At 57.5% G+C, this 18,222-nt stretch carries 15 protein-coding genes; 5 read left to right on the top strand and 10 right to left on the bottom strand.

Features of this window, described 5'->3' with window-relative positions; genetic code table 11:
- Positions 1 to 98 precede the first annotated feature (98 nt).
- Entirely contained in the window at positions 99 to 1,997 is a 1,899-nt protein-coding gene (locus tag EKH80_RS06280) for an eCIS core domain-containing protein (protein ID WP_126683890.1), read from the top strand.
- A 226-nt stretch (positions 1,998 to 2,223) separates the two neighbouring features.
- Here EKH80_RS06280 and EKH80_RS06275 read toward each other — a convergent pair whose 3' ends face one another.
- Entirely contained in the window at positions 2,224 to 2,913 is a 690-nt protein-coding gene (locus tag EKH80_RS06275) for a DUF4386 domain-containing protein (RefSeq protein WP_126683889.1), read from the bottom strand.
- 237 nt (positions 2,914 to 3,150) lie between these two features.
- Positions 3,151 to 3,471 (bottom strand): hypothetical protein, encoded by a 321-nt coding sequence (locus EKH80_RS06270; protein ID WP_126683888.1) that lies wholly within the window; start codon positions 3,469 to 3,471, stop codon positions 3,151 to 3,153.
- A 767-nt stretch (positions 3,472 to 4,238) separates the two neighbouring features.
- Here EKH80_RS06270 and EKH80_RS06265 point away from each other — a divergent pair.
- Positions 4,239 to 5,189, top strand: coding sequence for a hypothetical protein (locus EKH80_RS06265; protein WP_126683887.1), 951 nt, complete (start codon positions 4,239 to 4,241; stop codon positions 5,187 to 5,189).
- Between the two features lie 45 nt (positions 5,190 to 5,234).
- Here EKH80_RS06265 and EKH80_RS06260 read toward each other — a convergent pair whose 3' ends face one another.
- From EKH80_RS06260 to EKH80_RS06225, 8 genes are all read right to left on the bottom strand, one after another.
- Entirely contained in the window at positions 5,235 to 6,470 is a 1,236-nt protein-coding gene (locus EKH80_RS06260) for an SIR2 family protein (protein WP_126683886.1), read from the bottom strand.
- Between the two features lie 215 nt (positions 6,471 to 6,685).
- Complete coding sequence (locus EKH80_RS06255; RefSeq protein WP_126683885.1) at positions 6,686 to 7,240, bottom strand: hypothetical protein; 555 nt, start codon at positions 7,238 to 7,240, stop codon at positions 6,686 to 6,688.
- A gap of 33 nt (positions 7,241 to 7,273) precedes the next feature.
- A complete protein-coding gene (locus tag EKH80_RS06250; protein WP_126683884.1) occupies positions 7,274 to 8,050 on the bottom strand; it encodes a hypothetical protein in 777 nt (258 codons plus the stop codon).
- 9 nt (positions 8,051 to 8,059) lie between these two features.
- Complete coding sequence (locus EKH80_RS06245) at positions 8,060 to 8,959, bottom strand: CBASS oligonucleotide cyclase (protein WP_126683883.1); 900 nt, start codon at positions 8,957 to 8,959, stop codon at positions 8,060 to 8,062.
- The gene (locus EKH80_RS06240) at positions 8,959 to 9,459 is read right to left on the bottom strand and encodes an HORMA domain containing protein (protein ID WP_126683882.1); all 501 of its coding nucleotides are present in this window, start codon (positions 9,457 to 9,459) and stop codon (positions 8,959 to 8,961) included. Before EKH80_RS06240 ends, EKH80_RS06245 begins: the two co-directional genes overlap by 1 nt.
- Entirely contained in the window at positions 9,456 to 9,935 is a 480-nt protein-coding gene (locus tag EKH80_RS06235; RefSeq protein ID WP_126683881.1) for a hypothetical protein, read from the bottom strand. Before EKH80_RS06235 ends, EKH80_RS06240 begins: the two co-directional genes overlap by 4 nt.
- Positions 9,932 to 10,855 carry an AAA family ATPase gene (locus EKH80_RS06230; RefSeq protein WP_230473456.1) on the bottom strand — a complete coding sequence of 308 codons (924 nt, stop codon included), beginning with the start codon at positions 10,853 to 10,855 and terminating at the stop codon, positions 9,932 to 9,934. The genes EKH80_RS06235 and EKH80_RS06230 overlap by 4 nt, the downstream gene beginning before the upstream one ends.
- A gap of 572 nt (positions 10,856 to 11,427) precedes the next feature.
- On the bottom strand, positions 11,428 to 11,913 hold the full coding sequence (locus EKH80_RS06225) for a winged helix-turn-helix transcriptional regulator (protein WP_126683880.1): 486 nt from the start codon (positions 11,911 to 11,913) through the stop codon (positions 11,428 to 11,430).
- 116 nt (positions 11,914 to 12,029) lie between these two features.
- Here EKH80_RS06225 and EKH80_RS06220 point away from each other — a divergent pair, with 116 nt between their 5' ends.
- Genes EKH80_RS06220 through EKH80_RS06210 form a run of 3 tightly spaced genes read left to right on the top strand, consistent with a single transcriptional unit; the run spans position 12,030 to position 17,914 of the window.
- Positions 12,030 to 15,212: an efflux RND transporter permease subunit gene (locus EKH80_RS06220; protein WP_126683879.1), complete on the top strand. Its 3,183-nt coding sequence runs from the start codon at positions 12,030 to 12,032 to the stop codon at positions 15,210 to 15,212.
- A gap of 12 nt (positions 15,213 to 15,224) precedes the next feature.
- Positions 15,225 to 16,451, top strand: coding sequence for an efflux RND transporter periplasmic adaptor subunit (locus EKH80_RS06215; protein WP_126683878.1), 1,227 nt, complete (start codon positions 15,225 to 15,227; stop codon positions 16,449 to 16,451).
- Complete coding sequence (locus EKH80_RS06210) at positions 16,448 to 17,914, top strand: efflux transporter outer membrane subunit (RefSeq protein ID WP_126683877.1); 1,467 nt, start codon at positions 16,448 to 16,450, stop codon at positions 17,912 to 17,914. The genes EKH80_RS06215 and EKH80_RS06210 overlap by 4 nt, the downstream gene beginning before the upstream one ends.
- Positions 17,915 to 18,222: the final 308 nt, after the last annotated feature.

The following is an 18,222-nucleotide window of genomic DNA, read 5'->3' as shown; positions in this document are numbered from 1 at the left end:
GATTCCCGCATATTGAACATAGCCAGTCGACCGATAGTTTTGAGAGCCGACGATTGCTATCGTGGTGCCTGCCCGTGAATCCCTGCCAAGGATACGACATGAAACTCCGCAATGGCCCTGCCGACACGGCGCAGCACCAGCCGGCTGCGACCGCGGCGCGTCAGGCCAAGGGGACTCAAGCCGGCACCCCGCTTGAAGAGTCCTCGGTCAACGCAACGCTGCAACGCGTTGATATGCAGGCGCGGATCGACCGGTCGCCACGGATCGTCTCCCAACTTCGCGCCGTGCAAGCCATGCTTGGCGACGCGGTCCAGCGCCAGGGCAACGGTTCGCAGACAGGCCTGCCGAAGCCGCTCAGGACCGGCATCGAGTCCCTCTCCGGCATGGACATGTCCGATGTCCAGGTGCATCGGAACTCCGGAAAGCCCGCCCAGTTGAACGCCTTGGCCTACGCCCAGGGCAAAGACATCCATCTCGGGCCGGGCCAGGAGCGGCATCTTCCGCACGAAGCCTGGCACGTCGTGCAGCAACGCCAGGGCCGCGTAAAAGAAACCGTGCAGACAGCGGGCGTGGGCGTGAACGACGACGTGGGGCTGGAGAGGGAAGCGGATGTGATGGGAGCGCGGGCATTGGCGGGTGGGGCAGGCAAGAAACAAGACCCACGCCCCAGTCCGAGCCGCCAGCTCGCCACGGCTGCAAGCGTGCAGCGCACGGCCGCACCCGTGGTTCAGCGCTATGTGACTTTCGACGCGCGCCAGCAGGAAAAAGTGGTCATCGGGCGCCAAGGCATGGCGGGCTACGACATCGGGAACCTCGACGCGCTAGTGGACGCCCTGTTCGGCGACAAGAGGAGGGAGCCAGAGGTAACCCACATACTGGGCCCGTTCCTCGTTCGGACGGCGGACATATGCTTCGACAGCTTCGAGAGCGCTGCCCTCTGGGTGTCGACCAGAGGCCGGGAGCCGAAGCAGGGGGCCGCCGAGAAATCGCTGGAAGTCGAGGAAAAGAAAGAGGAGAAATGGAAGGAGCCGGGGGAGATCGTGTGGGCATTCCGTATGGAGGGCGCGCCCAAGAGCCCCAAGCAGCTCTCCGATGTGCAGAAACTCGTCACGCCGCAAGCCGCCTTCGACGCCACCATGGCGGAGCTGACCGAGGATATCCAGGGTCGTGAGAAAGAGGTGGAAGCGCTGCGCCTGCAATGGAATAGCATCGCAACAAAGGAAGCGACCAGGCGCTCAGAGAACATCGATAAATTCGGCAAAAAGGCGCGGAAGAAGTCGCTCGATGTGAGGACGATCCTGACGCAGATCAGCTCGAAGAAGGATCAGTTCGATAGCCAGATCGAGCAAGGTGAAGTCTTCGCCTCGCGCGTCTACGTCGACGGGTCGAACATCATTCCGGCGAACAAGCGAGGCGGCACCGTGACCGGCCTGAGCGCCGGGATCAATTTCAGCGTTGGCTCGGCCGACCACGCCTCGTATTTCGCCACCACCTTTGCCGGCAAGGGCGGCATCGTGATCCGCTTTGCACTCGACAAGACCGAATGGCGCAAGTGGAAGATCGCCAAGAGCGGCCCGCAGGAAAGCGGAATCGGCCCACGCCCGCCGAACATGACAACCACGCTCAACGACGTGGCCCAGCCGGGGGTGAAATACCAGATGGAGGAGAGTAACCAGTTCTTCAATGAGGTCGTAGTCAAGAGCATCCCGGCAGTGGTGACGCCACTGCCTAAGAACAACGCCGCCTGGAGGCCTACCGGGGAAGAACTTCAGCGAACGGTTCAGCGCCTCGCCAAGGCACAGCTCAAACTCGAACAGGAACTCGAAGGCAGCGATTCGCCAGACTTAGGCGCCGAGCGGGCGCAGAATGACGTCGCCAAGCAGCAACTCGCCAAGGAGTGGGTGCCAGGCCCTCTCGAATCGCTGACGGAGCTCTACACGGCCATGAACCTGACCAAGAATGCGCTGCACTCCGTGCGACGGAAGACAGGGCGCTAGGGTGGGTGATCCGTTCCGCTCGTCATTCGGCTCCATCCGTCATTCCGGCGAAAGCCGAGGCGCCTTACAACAGCGGAGCTGGTCAATCCAGTTTCAATGCGTCGTGCGAAGCACTCAAAACGGCCTGCGCCGGAATGGCGATGAGGCAAGAGGGAGCGGGATTGGGTTGGACTTCATTACTTGTGCGGTGGACAGTACCAAGCCCAAAAAAGGGAAATCCCAGGCATCAACGGCTTGCCGTCGCTTTCCGCCCCACGCCGACAATCAGCAGCCATAGCGCAATACCGATCTCGCCACACGCGGCGGGCAACATGACGAAACCGGGAACGTCGTAGCCGGGCCTCAATACCTGGGCGAAGAACAGGATCAGATAACTGAAGCATCCCAGCATCAACAGTACGCCAAGCAGCCGGGGCAGGAAGCCGGAGCGGAAAACCAGATAGCCAAACGGAAACAGCCAGAGTCCCCAGAACATCTCGGCGAGGGTGATTCGGTCGTCAAAGGCATCGAGCGACGCTTGCACCATCGAGTGCAATGGATTGGCGGTCAGCGCCTGCCGATAGGTGTCGTCGTGCAGAAGGGTGAGGATATCCAGCTGATAGGCAACGGCCAACAAGTCCATCGGCACGGATACCAGGGCCAGGGCGACCATGGCCGCGGCTGCCGATCGGTTCACCGGGCTGAGCAGTTTGTACAGGGCAAGCGGAAGCAGGACGAACGCAACGTGGGAGATCACATTGACGGCAATACCAGCGCGGAACAAAGACTCCGACGCCACGAGATGGTTGAAGGTGGCAGTGACATCACCGCTCACGATGATATGCGAGGGTACGTATTGCAGGCTGAAAATGCCCGTCACGACAACGATGACGTACAGCAGGCCCGCAAGTCTTGCGGTCTTGGCCATGGAATCCATGATTTGCCTCGTCCCTTCCCGATAGGCGTAGGCAGGGATCATAGGATCCCACGGAAAACCGTGTATAGGCCGAGAGTCATCCAACCTCATCGTCATTCCGGCGAAGGCCGGAATCCATGTCTCATACTTGCCCTGGATTCTGGCCTTCGCCGGAATGCCGACTCGCTTTGAAACGCCATCGGCGGCACACCGCTCTTCAGTCGGTGTGCCGCAAAGAGATTTACATACTCAAACGAACTATTCGTCCCGCTCTGCATGCAGCTGCCCATCGCTATGCACGCGAAGGAAGTAAAGCGCTGCGCGCAGACCTTGCACTTGTGATGGGCTCAACTGCCTTGCATCGATATCAGCTTGTCGACCAGCCGCCTTCGCCTGGCGGGCGGTTTTGTGGTCTCTCAAGAGATTTCGAATGACGCACATCGCCAAAGACGCACCAGCGATTCTCATGAGGTTGGCATGTCGCTTGGCCTGCTCGGGCTCCAGGGGCAGGTGGGACTCGTTGATGAGCCAGAAGGTTACAGTTGGGTGAACTCGTGTCGTATCATCGCTGCAGATCATGATCAACTCCCAATAAGTTGGTTGTGATTTAGCGGGTCGTATGGGCGCCAACCCCTGCGACCCGCGCTTCTTGCTGCGTTGCTGCAATGGTCTCCGGCGTAGCTTGCAAATGAAGTGGCGCCGGTGACGGTCTGACCTTAACAGATGGCTTTGCTTGTGCGATGTAGGTGTTCGCCTTTTTTTCGTGCGCGGATGTGCTGGCGATGCATAATCACAGAATTTTCCATATCTGTTCCATCGGTCTAAAATATTTTATTACCCACGTAAGCTCGCGATTAGACACATTACGTCGCGCTGCTCAAAATTGGTGGCTCACCCAAAAGGGGTTATGCAAGCTCATCTAGCTCTTATTACAAATTAGGTTGATGGCTTCAAAGTATGGTTGCATTTCATTATTTTCATAAAAATATCTTGGAAATATACGTAGTGCTTTTCTGTGTCTGAAAGAATTACCAGGGGTAACTGCAAAAGAGCGTCTTCACCACTTCTTCACTTATCTGATGGGCACTATCGCATCCCTGGGGTGTGTACTGCAGTGCGTCGTTATCTTTAGGTTCATGCTTTTTGGCTGGCAATATCGCCGCCGAATTGCCTTTTTTTGCCGAGCTTTCATCGCTTAAAATTGGTATCGGCTTTCATTCAAGAGTCCTAGGGGAGGTCTCATGATCAAGGCTTGCGGTATTGTCAAATTGGCTGTTAGGTCGACTGCCATTTGTGCCATCGTAATGTGTCTCAGTGGATGCATCACGGCAGGAGTCTGGCCGCACATGGCAAATATGCAGGACTTGGGCCATCCGCCGGGTCACAACTGTAATCAGGTAGAGGCCTACCAAGTAGCCTCGGGCATTAACTCAAACGTTAACTATAAATGCCTAGATTCAGCGATAAATGAACTGGAGGACATGGAAAGCCAGATCGGCAATTACCGTCGCGAAATGAATTACACGGTAGTTGGCGCGGGTACCTATGCTGGTTACCTAGCAACGCGAACCAGAGTACCGAGGATACCTTTGAAAAATATAGGCGTCGCACTTGCCGCGCTGGTTGGGTTCAATCAAGCAACAGGTGCCGACAACAGACTACCTATTATTGCCGCTGGCGCAAATGCTCTTACCTGTGTAAGAGACACTGCCGTGGCGCTAGAAAGCACTTCAAGGACAAACGCGCCTGATCCTAGCGCCCCGGCTCCGCAATCTCCACCGACGCCCCAGGTGGCGCCGAACACTGACAGGCTTGCTGCAACATGGATGCAATCTTTGGCCAATTCGAGCCAAAATGCGGCTATTCAAAGCCTTCTCTCGCAGCATCCAACCCAGCAACAAAAAAACCTCATTACTCAAATGACAAGCACCCAGGCGGCAATAGTGCAACAAAATGTTTCTTTTGTCGCTAAGGCTGTGGCGAATTTTAATGCACAAGTGGATGCCTCAAAAAGCGCGTTGTCGACTCAGATATTTATATCCGTAGACAGGATTCGAAGAACAATTAGATCACAGCTCGCAAGCGGCCAAATTAACTTGAAGGATATCTTTACTCAGCAGCAGCAAGCTGTGCAGCAAATAGGCGGTGGTGTCGTGAAGAACGATGGAGATATAAACGGTGCAATCGCCAATGGAAACGCAGCTACGCTGTCGACAGTCTCGTCTATCGACAATACAAAAGCGCTGCGAACAGTCTTTGACGATTGCGTGGCAAACACCAGTGCGACTATTCAATAGGAACAGAGCGTCAAAGGAGCATGCCTCAATCTATCTTGGATTCGGTTATCGCAGATTTGCCAAGATTTTTTCAGGGTGCCGGCATGCCTCCAGCATTCCGTTGTACCAAACGGCCAGTGGGCGATTGGGATCGTTCGATACTTCAAGCTCGTAGTCAGCTCTAAGCTCAGCGACGGATACAGGAGCCAGATGGCCTGGCCGGCTCATCTGCCCAGGGTTGGTTCGCAAAGTCCTAGTTAGGTTGTATGACCAATCATCGTAACGGAATGAGAGGGCATCTTGCTTATCGCTTGCGTAATCAACTATGACAATAGGACGCCGGCGATCGCGTACTTCAGAAAACACGGCATTGAGATGCAAGTCGCTGAATCCATACCCAAGGAAAAGAAGGCAATCGGCTTCGTGGACAAGACGATTTACCTGGGCGAAATATGTACGGAATGGCTGACGTAGGATTTGCTGAGGTTTGCCGTAGCCTGCGACGATAGTGGACGTGGGATATGGTGTGCCCTCCATGGAGTCCTGACTGTTACGACCGTACGCATAGATCGCATCGCTCTTCGACGACGAGTCTACCCAGGTGATGCCATGTATATCGTGATCAACTCCGGTCATCCCGAAGTGCACCGAACCATGAAGGTGGTAGAGGAAGTTCCAGTCTGTTCGCGCCAGAACTGACATTGGATCAAAATTGCCGGTTATGTTGAAACCGGTGTGGAGCCCAGGCATCGCCTGACTGATGAGATCATCGTAGTTCAACGTGATGATGCCGATCTCGAATTCTTCCCACAAAGCGATTAGAAATTTTCCAAGTTCAGCAATCTCAATCGATTTCGCTTTACTGGCTTTCTCGCAGTCATCAACAAATCGATCGACAATGGCATCTATTGATGTATTCACTAGCCTGCGCAAAATGTGTCCATCAGTTGGCTTCACCTCACCAAAGTCTATAACGTCAGGAAGAATTGGAGCCATTATTAAAGCGTTGAACCCTTGAAGTCGGGACGGATCCGATACATGGGAAATCAATAGGTTTATTTGATACAAAACCTCCTCGAAATTCGTCCATTTGCGACGCTTAGATTTTGGCGATCCTCCATAGTAGAGGTTGATTGCATCTCGACAAAAGCGATAAAGATTGGTGCTAGGGTCGGCGGCCAGCGGGTATTCTTTCCCGGCATGTTCATCTAGTAGTTTGTCGACATCTCTAACCGATGGCATGTCGAAATCAATCGAGGCGCCAGCACCAACAGTGATAAGTAATTTCCGTTTTTTAGGCATAAATTATCCGCAAACTAGAAGCCCAGACCAGTGTATCCTTTTCGCGTGAGCATCTCTGGTCGAACGAGGGCCTGGGATAGAGCGATTAGAGCGTGTTGTTTGTGGTGTGGTAATTGGCCATTTCCCGCAGCGACTAGGTCGCTTTCGATCGTAATTGCGAGGGTGCCCGTCATCCTTCGATCCGGATCCATCCTAGTAGGGGTTGGCTCCGTGCTTCATTGGTCACTGCCATTTTCAGCAAGTTGGCTCGTTGTTGTGAAGGGTTTCGCCTCGATCTCCTCAATTGCCAAGCGTTGCCAATTTGCTAGTGCCAATCCTAAAAAATACATGGGCAAGGAAAAACCGAACGCCACACCAAGCCAGATATGGCCGCCTAGATATTGCCAATGAGGAAATGCTTGTGCGGCTACCATGTACTGCACGAACGCTAGACCTATTCCAAGAAGAAAACGATCACCCGAACGACCAAGAGTAGCGATTGAAGGGTAGGTAAATATCGCAATCGGCTTCTCAGTTTCCGCAATAGACACGCTCAGGCGTCTGAGCATGGTCACGATGGCGTGGCCGATCAGGCCTATTAAAAAAATCGCCAGCATGCAGGCCCAGCGGACGGAGTCACCTGGAATTGTTAAGTCTGTAAATGGAAGATTAACCTTCGCCGAAGCCGATGGCAGGTATGCTGTGCATACGATTAAAATGAACCATACCCCGAGCAACTTATGTAGGGTGTCCATGCACTTATTTGCGTTTTCCCTAAGCAACTTAGTCATTTCCGTCTCGGCGTGTAATCCAATTGATGAATGCTATGGGTTTTGCTCCATCCTTAAGGCTAATTTGATATCGCTCCATTCCGAACTTAGATCGTTGTTCTGCTTCTGAAAAATTCTTTCTGAAAGCGTCACGGCTGCGTTGGCTTTGGCACTCTCGTACTTGCCGAAGGCTTCAAGCGCACGAGCATTGAAGGTGTCTTCGCTAGGCCGTGATTGGAACAATGCGTAAACGTCGTTATAGATGGCCTCGCAACGACTGCGCAGCCATTCCATGCGAAGCCACTTTGAAAGGATTTGCTCGCTAAGGACAACCTGTGAGCCTACGAGAATAAAATCGAGACTCGCCTGACGATTAAGTAATGTGATTAGCCATGCGGTTGCATAGATGCCGACCTTAATGCGCTCGTCTTTTACCATCGCCAGAACTATTGCTTTGCTGAAATGGGTGTTTTCGAGAACCTGCGCTGCGAGGCGGGCCTCAGAAGTCCGAAGCGTGTTGTTGTAATACCCATCCGTCAATGCGTGGGTCAGCTTTACGTTATAGACGCTGCTCACGAAATCGCGTGCGCGATGATCAGCAGCACGAGGTGCGAAATACAACCGGATGACCATGGTGATTATAAAAAGTGCGGCGACCGACACGGCGAATACCGTCATCAGGCTTCCGTGCAGAGTTGGGCGCAAAGTTTTATCAACAAGAAGCACCACGATGGAAAGTGCCGCGCCAGTGTAGAACAGTACGTCCGATGCGAGCTCGGCCCGCGTGAGAGGGGTGAAATACCTAGTCCGGACGGGGTCTGAGCGGGACATGCACGCACCTCACGATAGCGGAAACTTCGGTCCAAAGAGGTTGCGCCAGGCAGCTAGCGCCTCACCATTTTTGCCCTGCCGTGCTAGGTGGATGGCTAAGCTAGCCTCTTGGCTAGCTGCTTGGAGCAAATCGCGAGCACGTGTCTTCTGCAGAGTTGTCATGCTGTCACTCACTGGCGGTCCAAGCCCAGCCGGATCTGGCCAGGGGTCGAAGATCCGATCGGCTAGGGTCGCAAACAGCCCCTGGAATTCGTAATCGAAGCGGCCTTGCCAGTCACCGTAAAGGCAGTCGAGAGCCATGACCTCCAGCATGAAAGACTGTTTCACCGGGCGCTCACCGTGTTTGCTGTTGTTATTCCAATATTTCAGCATGCGCACCAGCCCCTTCCACTCGCCCGAATAGGCTTTGTTGGCCTCGATTGACTTCTCGTCGTGTATCTCAGGGTTAGTTTGGATCCACTCTTGGGTATCGGCGTCAGGAATCTCGTAGTGGCTTCCCGATCGGAAGGCCGGAACCGCATCGATACTCAAAATACGATAATCTGTGTTGTCGTCCTGGTCCGGCTTCACCCCAAAACTGACATTCACAGCACGGCCATCCTCCTTCACGTTGTCCTTCCCGTACTTCTCGACTAACGCATCATGGAAGGCACGAATCAGCGCTGAAGGAGATTTCTTGCGATAGTGCTGCTCGTCATTACCCAGCTCGAACAGGATGTCAATGTCCTTCAGCGGCTTAGTCTTGGTGTACCTAGCATAGGATCCTGTGAGGAAGTCGCGCTCAATGTCAAACTTCGTAGAGAGGAAATCTCTCACTTCATTGTGGCGTGCTGATGCATTGTCTTGCTCGCGATCGTTGAGTTCCAAGCGGCTGCGGAACTTCCGAAACGCCTCGTTGAGGGTGATCATTAGGCCTTTCTCCAATAGGACGCACTTCCACTCAGCCCCTGGTGCTGCACGGTCCCACCAAGACTCTGGCGCACCATGCCATCGGTTGCACGAAAGGTGGCCGATGACCAACCGTCTACTGCAGGCTTGCCTGATTTGTTGTGAACGATCAGCCGATAGTCGGCCTGAGACGGCACGACACCTGCCTTCTGAATGGCATAGCGAAGCTGCTCGGTGTCTGTCCAGAACGACCCGTCGCCCGAGGTCCATTGATAATTGATGGTGATATCCCAGCGCGTGATTAACGCGTCGGTAGTCGGATGGTAGACCTCCAGTGTCACCTGTTCGAGGTGTTCTGATTCAAGCCAGGTCCGGATGCCTCGTTGGTACGTGTCCCAGTCGTTCGCGAACTTGCCGGGATCCAATCCGCTAAGGCGGACTATGTCCTTAAGACTCTTCAGGATGTTATCCGCCACGTACGTGACCGAGTGGGTGTAGGAATAGACGCTGACGGTCGTCACTTGAGCAACTCCTTCAGGTTAACCTTCAACGCCGGAGCGGAGTCGGCGGCTGACTGAGTGGTTTCGGACACTGCGATTCCTTCGGCCGCGTCCCTCGCCGTGATACGTTCGCTCAAAGCCTTGAGTGAACGTGTCACCCACGCCAGATCCTCCGCGTGGCATGGCAGCGATACCCTCCAGTCGCCTTCCAACGGATCAAAACCGAGGGGGCCTTCGTCTTCGGTTGAGTCGTCCAGCGAGTTGTCGTCGTGCACGCAGTAAATACGCGTACGAGGCCCTGAGCATGTAACCACAATGGGAGCGCCAGCAGCCGCTTGGTCGACGATCAAGCTGGTAGCGATACCTGCCACCGAGCGCAGTTCGGTGGCAGCGGTGGACTCGCGACCGCGTGTCAGAAGGCTGACGATGGCTGACCAAGTCTCCCCGCCGCTACGATGTGGTGTGCTGCGGAATGTACGGCTGATCACGGTGGTCATGACTGAGCTCCTTCGGTGCGAGCCCGCTTGGTGGTGGTCAAGCTGCTGCGCAAGAGGTCCATGGTCAGACGATTCGGATCAACGGCAACGCGAAGGTCGCTGGCCAATGCGGTAGCTACAGCCTTTCGTACGGCACGCCCATCAAGTCCGACGCAGATCTTGGCGCATTGCTCCAATTGTGGTGAATGCGCCAATTGCTTCAACGAGGGGTACTTTGATGCAAGACCCTCCAAGCACTCGGCGAGTATTTTGCGACACGCTTCTTGGTCTGGCAGGGGGACATGCACGACGAGATCGCAGCGTGATGTGAAAGCGGCATCGATCGCCTTCGGAAAGTTGGAGGTGGCCACGAAAAGCAGGTGCGGGTACTGCTCGGCCAGCGCGTCGAGTTGAACAAGTACGGCGTCGGTGGCTCGATGTACATCGATTGGATTCGCTTCCAGACTTAACTTAGAACGATCGGCGGCCAGTGTTTCCACTTCGTCGAGCAAGACAACGGTAGGACCGCCGGTGGCAGCTTCAGCGATGGCCTGCGAGAACAAGTCTGAGACGGCGCGCTGCGTTCGGCCCATTGCAGAGCTTGTTAGTGAGTGCGGCTCGACCTCTAAGAGCCGAAAACCCTTCGCCCCCTCCATCACGCTCGCGATGCGACTGGCCAGCCCCCGCGCCAAGGAAGTCTTTCCAGTTCCAGGCGCCCCCACCAGCAAGATCACCCCGTGCAGGGGCAGAGTCGTTCGACTGACTCCTGGTCGAACAGTGAAATTCAGAACCGCTTGGCCAATGAGTCTATCCTTGAGTGGCTTGTCGACAACGATCGACTCCCAGAGCGCCTCGAGATCCGGGCTCGGAAGCGTCCGGATGCGATGAATCCCTTTCGGGAGATCGTGCATCTGGGGTACGGCGACGGGAAACTTGGTCATTTGTCCCTCCCTAATAAATGGGGCCAAGCTACATGCGCCGCGTCTCACAAGGTGCGACGTCGAAATAAGATGAAAGCCCCTTCATGGCAATCGTTGAGGCTGTTCGCTTGTTTTCAAGACGGGTATCACACTTTTGGACGGGTGGACGTGCTAGGGGGGGGGCTTCAGTAATGCCTCTGAGCCAATCTTGGCGGATGAAAAGCAATCAGGCGGGATAATTCAACGTTATTAACTATCTAAAAATGTATTTTTGTTTAGTTATCAGTCAGATAAACTGATATGTTTAGAGAATTTCTGGCAAATAAAAACGATGCTCGGCCTTGCATTCCCGGGCTAGGGCAACGGTTCGCGCTCAGAATTGGTGACTTTTCCAGCTATGCTTGCGCCACTGGAAGTGATTGATTGTTATGGCGATGGTGTCTAACTTCAAACCTCAGGGGCAACGTACGCTTCCCGCAAAGTGCACCCCGACCCAAAACGGGCGCTACTAGAACGGAATACCTCTGATTTCCGGCCTTACGGGACCAGCGTCTGTAGACATCCAGCGGATCCGGCAACGTTTCCAGGGTTCATCAGGCAAGCGTCGATTCGACCCGCCCCGCCTTCGCGTGTCGTTTCTTGTGCCCTTGAACCACCCGAATATCCTCAGGCCCCAGTTCCTCTCCGACAGCATTCGCCAGGCGCAGCCGAGCAATGGGCTGGCTAGCGGGGTCCCGGATCACCGTCATGTCTTCACCATCCTCGAACAAGTGATCTTCGCCCCACTGGCGCAACGCGATCAGGATCAATCGAAGGTCGCGCCCCTTGTCGGTCAGGTGGTACTCGCTGCGCGCACCGCCATCGGAAGCAGGGCGTTTTTCCAGAATGCCGTTGGCCACCAGCATCTTCAGCCGCTCGGCCAGGATGTTCTTGGCCAGGCCCAGGCTCTTCTGAAATTCGCTGAAGCGTGTCCTACCCACGAAGGCATCGCGGACGATCAGCAGCGTCCACCAGTCGCCGATTTCGTCCAGGGTCCGGGCGACCGGGCAGTTCGCATCATCTAGTCGTACTCGGCGCATTTGTCCCACCTGGTCCGGAAGCTTGGGGCGCAGTCTAGCACAAACGGTTGCTTTATTAAACCAAGCGGCGTATAAATAGGTTTAATAACGAAACCTTTCGATCGAGAACCCACGCCATGTGGATCGTCCAACTGGCCCTGCGCCGGCCCTACACCTTCATCGTCCTGGCCTTGCTGCTGCTCATCCTGGGCGTGCAGACCGTGGTGCGGACCCCCAAGGACATCTTCCCGAACATCGGCATCCCGGTGGTCAGCGTCATCTGGACCTACAACGGCTTGCCGCCGGACGAGATGAGCGGTCGCATCACCGGAAGCTTCGAGCGCGCCTCGCTGGCCACTGTCAACGATATCGAGCACATCGAATCGCAGTCGATCAATGGCGTTAGCGTCATCAAGTATTTCTTTCAGCCGGGCACCAACGTCGACCTGTCGATGAGCCAGCTCACCGCGGTTTCCCAGGCGTGGCTCAAGCAGTTGCCGCCGGGGATCACGCCGCCGCTGATCCTCTCCTATAACGCTTCCAGCGTACCTATCATCCAGTTGGCGCTATCCAGCCCCACGATTCCGGAGCAGGGGCTGTTCGACCAGGCCAACAACTTCGTTCGCACCCAGTTGGCCGGCGTGGCGGGGGCGTCCATTCCCTATCCGTACGGCGGCCGGCAACGGCAGATCCAGATCGATCTCGATCAACGGCTGCTGCAGGAGCGCGGCGTGTCTGCCGAGGACGTCGTCAACGCGATAGCTGCGCAGAACCTGATCATTCCTGCTGGCACGGAAAAGGTCGGCGAGTTCGAATACAACGTGAAGTTGAACGGCAGCCCGAAGCAGGTGGAGGAATACAACAACCTGCCGATCAAAACTGTCAACGGCACCATTGTCTATTTCCGCGATGTGGCCCATGTGCGCGATGGCGCCGCGCCGCAAACCAATATCGTGCGCGTCAACGGCCAACCCGCGTCGCTGATGACTATCCAGAAGACGGGCAAGGCCTCGACGCTGGATATCATTGAACAGATCAAGCAGCGCCTGCCCCTGGTGCGTGAAGCAGCACCGCCATCGCTGGATATCCAGCCGATCGGCGATCAGTCCACCTTCGTCAAAGGCGCCATCAACGGCGTGATCCGCGAGGGCGTTACGGCGGCCGCGCTCACGGGCTTGATGATCCTGCTCTTCCTAGGCAGCTGGCGATCGACGCTGATCATTACGCTGTCGATTCCGTTGTCGATACTCGCTTCCATCATTGCCTTGTCGCTGCTGGGCCAGACCATCAACATCATGACCCTGGGCGGCCTGGCGCTGGCCGTCGGCATCCTGGTCGACGATGCGACCGTCGCGATAGAAAGCATCAATACGCATCTGGAAAGAGGAGAGGCGGTCGAGGAGGCCATTCTCAACGGCGCCCATGAAATTGCCGTTCCGGCCTTCGTGGCCACCTTGTGCATCTGCATCGTGTTTGTGCCGATGTTCCTGCTCGATGGCGTCGCGCGCTTCCTGTTCGTGCCCTTGGCCGAGGCCATCTGCTTCGCCATGCTGGCCTCGTACATCCTGTCGCGCACCCTGGTGCCTACGCTGGCCAAATACTGGCTGCACATGCACCAGCCGGCCGAGCCGGGCCGCGTCTCGCGCAATCCGCTGGTGCGCTTCCAGCAGGGCTTTCAAGATCGCTTCGAGTCGTTACGCCAGCGCTACCACGAGGCCCTCAAGCAGGTGCTGGCGAAGCGCCGTGTCTTCATCCCGGCGTTTCTAGGCGTCATGCTGGCTTCCTTGCTGCTGTTGCCGACGCTTGGCAGCAATTTCTTCCCTTCGGTGGATACGGGCCAGATCAAGTTGCATGTGCGGGCGCATGCGGGCCTGCGTGTCGAGGAAACCGCCAAGCTCAGCGACGAAGTAGGGGCCGCGGTGCGCACGGTGATTCCGCCGGGCGAGATCGTAAGCCTGGTCGACAACGTGGGCTTGCCGGTCAGCGGCATCAATCTGTCCTACAGCAATTCGGCGCCGACCACGGCCGCCGATGCCGACATCCTGATCACCCTGTCCGAAAAGCATGGCGCGACGGCGGATTACATCCGGCGCCTGCGCGAGGTGTTGCCGCGCGAATTTCCTGGGGTTTCGTTTTCGTTCCTGCCCGCGGACATCGTCACCCAGATCCTCAATTTCGGTGCGCCCGCCCCCCTGGATATCCAGGTCAGCGGTTTCAATGTCGCCGGCAACACCCAGTTCGCGCAGAAGCTGCTCGATCGGGTGCGCCTCGTGCCCGGCATAGCCGATGCCCATATCCAGCAGGCGCTGGACTATCCGGAATTCGATGTCAACGTCGACCGGAGCAGGGCGCAGGAACTGGGCTTTTCGCAGCGCGATATCGCCAACGATTTGCTGGTGTCGCTAACGGGAAGTTTCCAGACCAATCCCACCTTCTGGCTGGAATCGAAGTCGGGCGTTTCCTATCCGCTGGTCACGCAGACGCCTCAGCCGCAACTCAATTCACTGGACACGCTGCGCAACGTGCCGATTACGGGGGCATCCGCCAACGCTCCGCAGATCCTGGGTGCGGTCAGTTCGATTCATCGTGGCGTGGGGCCGGCCGTGGTCTCGCACTATAACGTGGCGCCCCTGATCGACATCTACGCCTCGCCGCAGGATCGCGATCTGGGCGCAGTGGCAACAGACGTCAACAAGGTCGTCGATGCCATGCGCAAGGAGCTGCCGAAGGGTTCGTCGATTGCCATTCGTGGCCAGGTGCAAACCATGCAAGCGTCGTTCAAGGGTTTGTACGGTGGCCTGGCGTTTGCGGTGCTGCTGGTCTATCTGCTCATCGTGATCAATTTCCAGTCGTGGACCGACGCGTTCATCATCGTAACGGCGCTTCCCGCCGCGCTTGCCGGCATAGTCTGGATGTTGTTCCTGACGCATACGCCGCTCAGCGTGCCGGCCCTGACGGGCGCCATCATGAGTGTGGGTGTCGCCACGGCGAACAGCATTCTGGTGGTGAGCCACGCGCGCGATCGGCTGCTGGCGTTGGGGGACCCCACCAAGGCCGCCCTGGAGGCAGGGTTTGCGCGCTTCCGCCCTGTACTCATGACCGCGCTGGCGATGGTCATCGGCATGCTGCCCATGGCGCTGGGCCTGGGCGAGGGAGGCGAGCAGAACGCGCCGCTCGGACGCGCCGTCATCGGCGGCTTGTGCCTGGCCACGCTCGCCACGCTGGTTTTCGTTCCCGCTGTTTTTTCGCTCCTGCACGGGTACCGGCAGCGTGCCGGCGCACCCGGCCGGTCGACGGAATTAGCCCAAGATTTGTCTTAGAGAGATTCGACCATGACTGCTGAAATTCATTCCGGAACAGGACGGCACAGGACGCGTTGGATCCTCTTTGCCGGATTCCTCATCCTGACCCTCCTCGTTGTCGACGGCTTGTGGTCTCGTCACGCGGCGCAAGCTTCGCTGGTCCGCGCCACCAACGAAACATCGGTGTTGAATGTGGCCGTCGTGCCGGCGGAGCTGCCACCCGCCGTGGAGGACATCGTTCTTCCCGGCACGGTCCAGGCGCAGTTCGATACGCCGATCTACGCTCGAACCAGCGGCTACCTCAAACGCTGGTATACCGATATCGGTGCCCATGTGAAAGCGGGCGACCTGCTGGCCGAGATCGACTCGCCCGAAGTCGATCGCGAACTTCGCCAGGCCGAGGCCGACCTGCTGACGGCGAAGGCGAATGCCCGCGTGGCCGAAGCCACCGCGCGGCGTGTGCATGCGCTGCTGCCGACCCAATCGGTTTCGGCCCAGGATGACGACCAGGCATCGAGCGACGCGGCGGCCAAGGCGGCACTGGTGGCGTCGAACGAAGCCAATGTGGATCGACTGAAGCAGTTGGTCGGGTTCGAGCATGTCGTCGCTCCCTACGATGGCATCGTCACAGAGCGAAAGACCGATGTCGGCAATCTCATCAATGCCGGCAGCGGCAGTGGTCCGGAGCTATTCCGCGTTGCCGACACCAGCAAGCTGCGCATCTATGTGCAAGTTCCGCAGAGCTACTCCGCGCAGATCAAGCCGGACGTGGCGGTGGCGTTGCGTTTCCCGGAATACCCGGGCAGAAGCTTCGATGCCAGGCTCGTGCACACGGCAAACGCCATCGATCCGGTGGCACGCACGCTGCTGGTGGAACTGGAGGAGGACAACGCCCAAGGTGAGCTGCTGCCGGGCGGTTACACGGATGTGCATTTTAAGATCGCCAACGAAGCCCAGGGTGTGCGCGTTGCGGCCAATGCATTGTTGTTCCGCGCCGAAGGCGTTCGCATTGCGACAGCCACGCCGGACGGCCATGTCGTTTTGCATCCCGTGACGCTCGGCCGCGACTTCGGCCCGGTGGTGGAAGTCACCACGGGCCTGATGCCGGGCGATGCGGTCATTCTCAATCCGCCCGCTTCGCTGGAAACGGGAGCACTGGTGCATGTTCGCAGCGCCAAATCCGGCACGAATACACCGCTTGGCGCCCATGTTGCCGAAGGGGCAGGGCACAGTGCCATCAGGGGCGACAAGACATGAAAACGAAGCCTGCTGTTCGCGTGCGCCCCTTGCTGGTAATGCTTGCGGCCACGCTTATCAGTGCCTGCGATCTGGCGCCCCAATACAGTCGGCCGTCGACGCCCCCGGTCAGCGCTTACAAGGAAGCGGGGCAGTGGATCACGGCAACGCCGAGCGACGCCATACCGCGCGAAAACTGGTGGACGGTGTTCCATGACGCAACGCTCGATACGCTCGAAGCGCGCGTCACGCAAGCCAACCAGGATCTGCAAGGCGCCATCGCGCGCTTCGACGAGGCGAGGGCGGATGCACGGCAAGCCCAGGCCGACTTTTACCCGACCATCGACGCCAACGGATCGGCCACGCGCAACCATCTTTCCGGCAACGTTGCCAATCCGTTGCCGCACCGCACCTTCCAGCAATACAACCTGGGACTCGACTTCAGTTACGAGCTGGATATCTGGGGGCGCGTGCGCAATGAAGCGCGTGCCGGAAAATACCGTACGGAAGCGTCCGCAGGCGACCTGGCCACGCTCGATCTCAGCGTGCACGCGGAGCTTGCAGTCGATTATTTTCTACTGCGCGGCTATGACTCCGAACAGGACATTCTCGACCGGACGGTGCAAAACTATCAAACCAACCTCGATCTCACCGAAGCGCGCATCAAGGTGGGCTATGCGAGGAAATCGGATGTGTCCGCGGCGCGGGCCCAGTGGGAAAGCGCCCGCACCCAGGCCGCAGAAATCAAGTTGAAGCGCGCCAAACTCGAACATGCCATCGCGATCCTCACCGGCGTGCCACCGGCGAACTTGAGCCTTCCCGGGCACTTGCTCGATGTCGAGCCGCCATCGATCGATGCGGCGTTGCCGTCGCAGCTGCTTGAGCGCCGGCCGGACGTCGCATCGGCCGAACGCCGCGTGGCGGCCGCGAATGCCGATATCGGCGTGGCCCGCGCCGCTTATTTTCCCACCATCAACCTCAACACCCTGATCGGGCTCGCAGCAGGCGGGGCCGGCTCGGTGTTCTCCGCTTCCTCGCAGGCCTGGTCGTTCGGCCCCAGCGCAACGCTGAACGTGTTCGACGGCGGCCGGCGCGGGGCGATCAATGCCAAGGCACGCGCCCAGCACGACGAGGCCGTCGCGACCTATCGCCAGACCGTGCTCAAGGCTTTTGGCGAGGTGGAAGACAACCTGGTTTCCCTGAACCAGCTGGCGCAGGAAGCCCAAACCCAGCAGGCCGCCGTAACCGATTCTGCCGAGACGACGCGGCATGCGACCGACCTCTACAAAGGCGGCCTGCAAAGCTACTTCGATGTCGTGCAAGCGCAAAACATCGAACTTCAGGCGCGCCTGGCGGATGTGGACGTTAGGACCCGAAGAATGACTTCGAGCGTGCTGTTGATCAAGGCGCTTGGGGGCGGCTGGAGTCGCGATGCGTTGGAGTTGGGTGCGACAACCGCCGAAAGCACTGTGCGCGCAAAATGAGCTCCGATTACGGCAGGCCTGATGTTTTTGCTCGTCATTCCGGCGCGGGCGCACTGCTCAGCTCCATCCGTGTCTGAAGCAAGCTCCTCCCCTGCATGCACCTGATTAGCGTTATGTCTCAGCTGGCGAATAACTGCTCCCTCCCCTACGTGTAGTAGGGGAGGGCTGGGGTGGGGTGAAGCAACCTCGCGGTGTGCTCAAACATGGCGGCATGCCCTGGTCTAATGGTTTCGGACACCGCGATAGGGGATGATTCCCGCCCCGAGACCGATCCCCATGAAACGATCTTCCCGCCGAACATTCGATAC

Origin of the sequence: Dyella choica, assembly GCF_003977665.1 — a bacterium.
Lineage (GTDB): Bacteria > Pseudomonadota > Gammaproteobacteria > Xanthomonadales > Rhodanobacteraceae > Dyella_B > Dyella_B choica.
Note: the sequence above shows the minus strand (reverse complement) of the source record. Positions and strands in the feature narration are given on the sequence as shown.

What these genes read in the sequence shown, in the direction of transcription:
- EKH80_RS06280 (WP_126683890.1), top strand. Translation starts at nt 99, where the DNA reads ATGAAACTCCGCAATGGCCCTGCCGACACGGCGCAGCACCAGCCGGCT.
- EKH80_RS06275 (WP_126683889.1), bottom strand. Translation starts at nt 2,913, where the DNA reads ATGGATTCCATGGCCAAGACCGCAAGACTTGCGGGCCTGCTGTACGTC.
- EKH80_RS06270 (WP_126683888.1), bottom strand. Translation starts at nt 3,471, where the DNA reads ATGATCTGCAGCGATGATACGACACGAGTTCACCCAACTGTAACCTTC.
- EKH80_RS06265 (WP_126683887.1), top strand. Translation starts at nt 4,239, where the DNA reads ATGGCAAATATGCAGGACTTGGGCCATCCGCCGGGTCACAACTGTAAT.
- EKH80_RS06260 (WP_126683886.1), bottom strand. Translation starts at nt 6,470, where the DNA reads ATGCCTAAAAAACGGAAATTACTTATCACTGTTGGTGCTGGCGCCTCG.
- EKH80_RS06255 (WP_126683885.1), bottom strand. Translation starts at nt 7,240, where the DNA reads ATGACTAAGTTGCTTAGGGAAAACGCAAATAAGTGCATGGACACCCTA.
- EKH80_RS06250 (WP_126683884.1), bottom strand. Translation starts at nt 8,050, where the DNA reads ATGTCCCGCTCAGACCCCGTCCGGACTAGGTATTTCACCCCTCTCACG.
- EKH80_RS06245 (WP_126683883.1), bottom strand. Translation starts at nt 8,959, where the DNA reads ATGATCACCCTCAACGAGGCGTTTCGGAAGTTCCGCAGCCGCTTGGAA.
- EKH80_RS06235 (WP_126683881.1), bottom strand. Translation starts at nt 9,935, where the DNA reads ATGACCACCGTGATCAGCCGTACATTCCGCAGCACACCACATCGTAGC.
- EKH80_RS06230 (WP_230473456.1), bottom strand. Translation starts at nt 10,855, where the DNA reads ATGACCAAGTTTCCCGTCGCCGTACCCCAGATGCACGATCTCCCGAAA.
- EKH80_RS06225 (WP_126683880.1), bottom strand. Translation starts at nt 11,913, where the DNA reads ATGCGCCGAGTACGACTAGATGATGCGAACTGCCCGGTCGCCCGGACC.
- EKH80_RS06220 (WP_126683879.1), top strand. Translation starts at nt 12,030, where the DNA reads ATGTGGATCGTCCAACTGGCCCTGCGCCGGCCCTACACCTTCATCGTC.
- EKH80_RS06215 (WP_126683878.1), top strand. Translation starts at nt 15,225, where the DNA reads ATGACTGCTGAAATTCATTCCGGAACAGGACGGCACAGGACGCGTTGG.
- EKH80_RS06210 (WP_126683877.1), top strand. Translation starts at nt 16,448, where the DNA reads ATGAAAACGAAGCCTGCTGTTCGCGTGCGCCCCTTGCTGGTAATGCTT.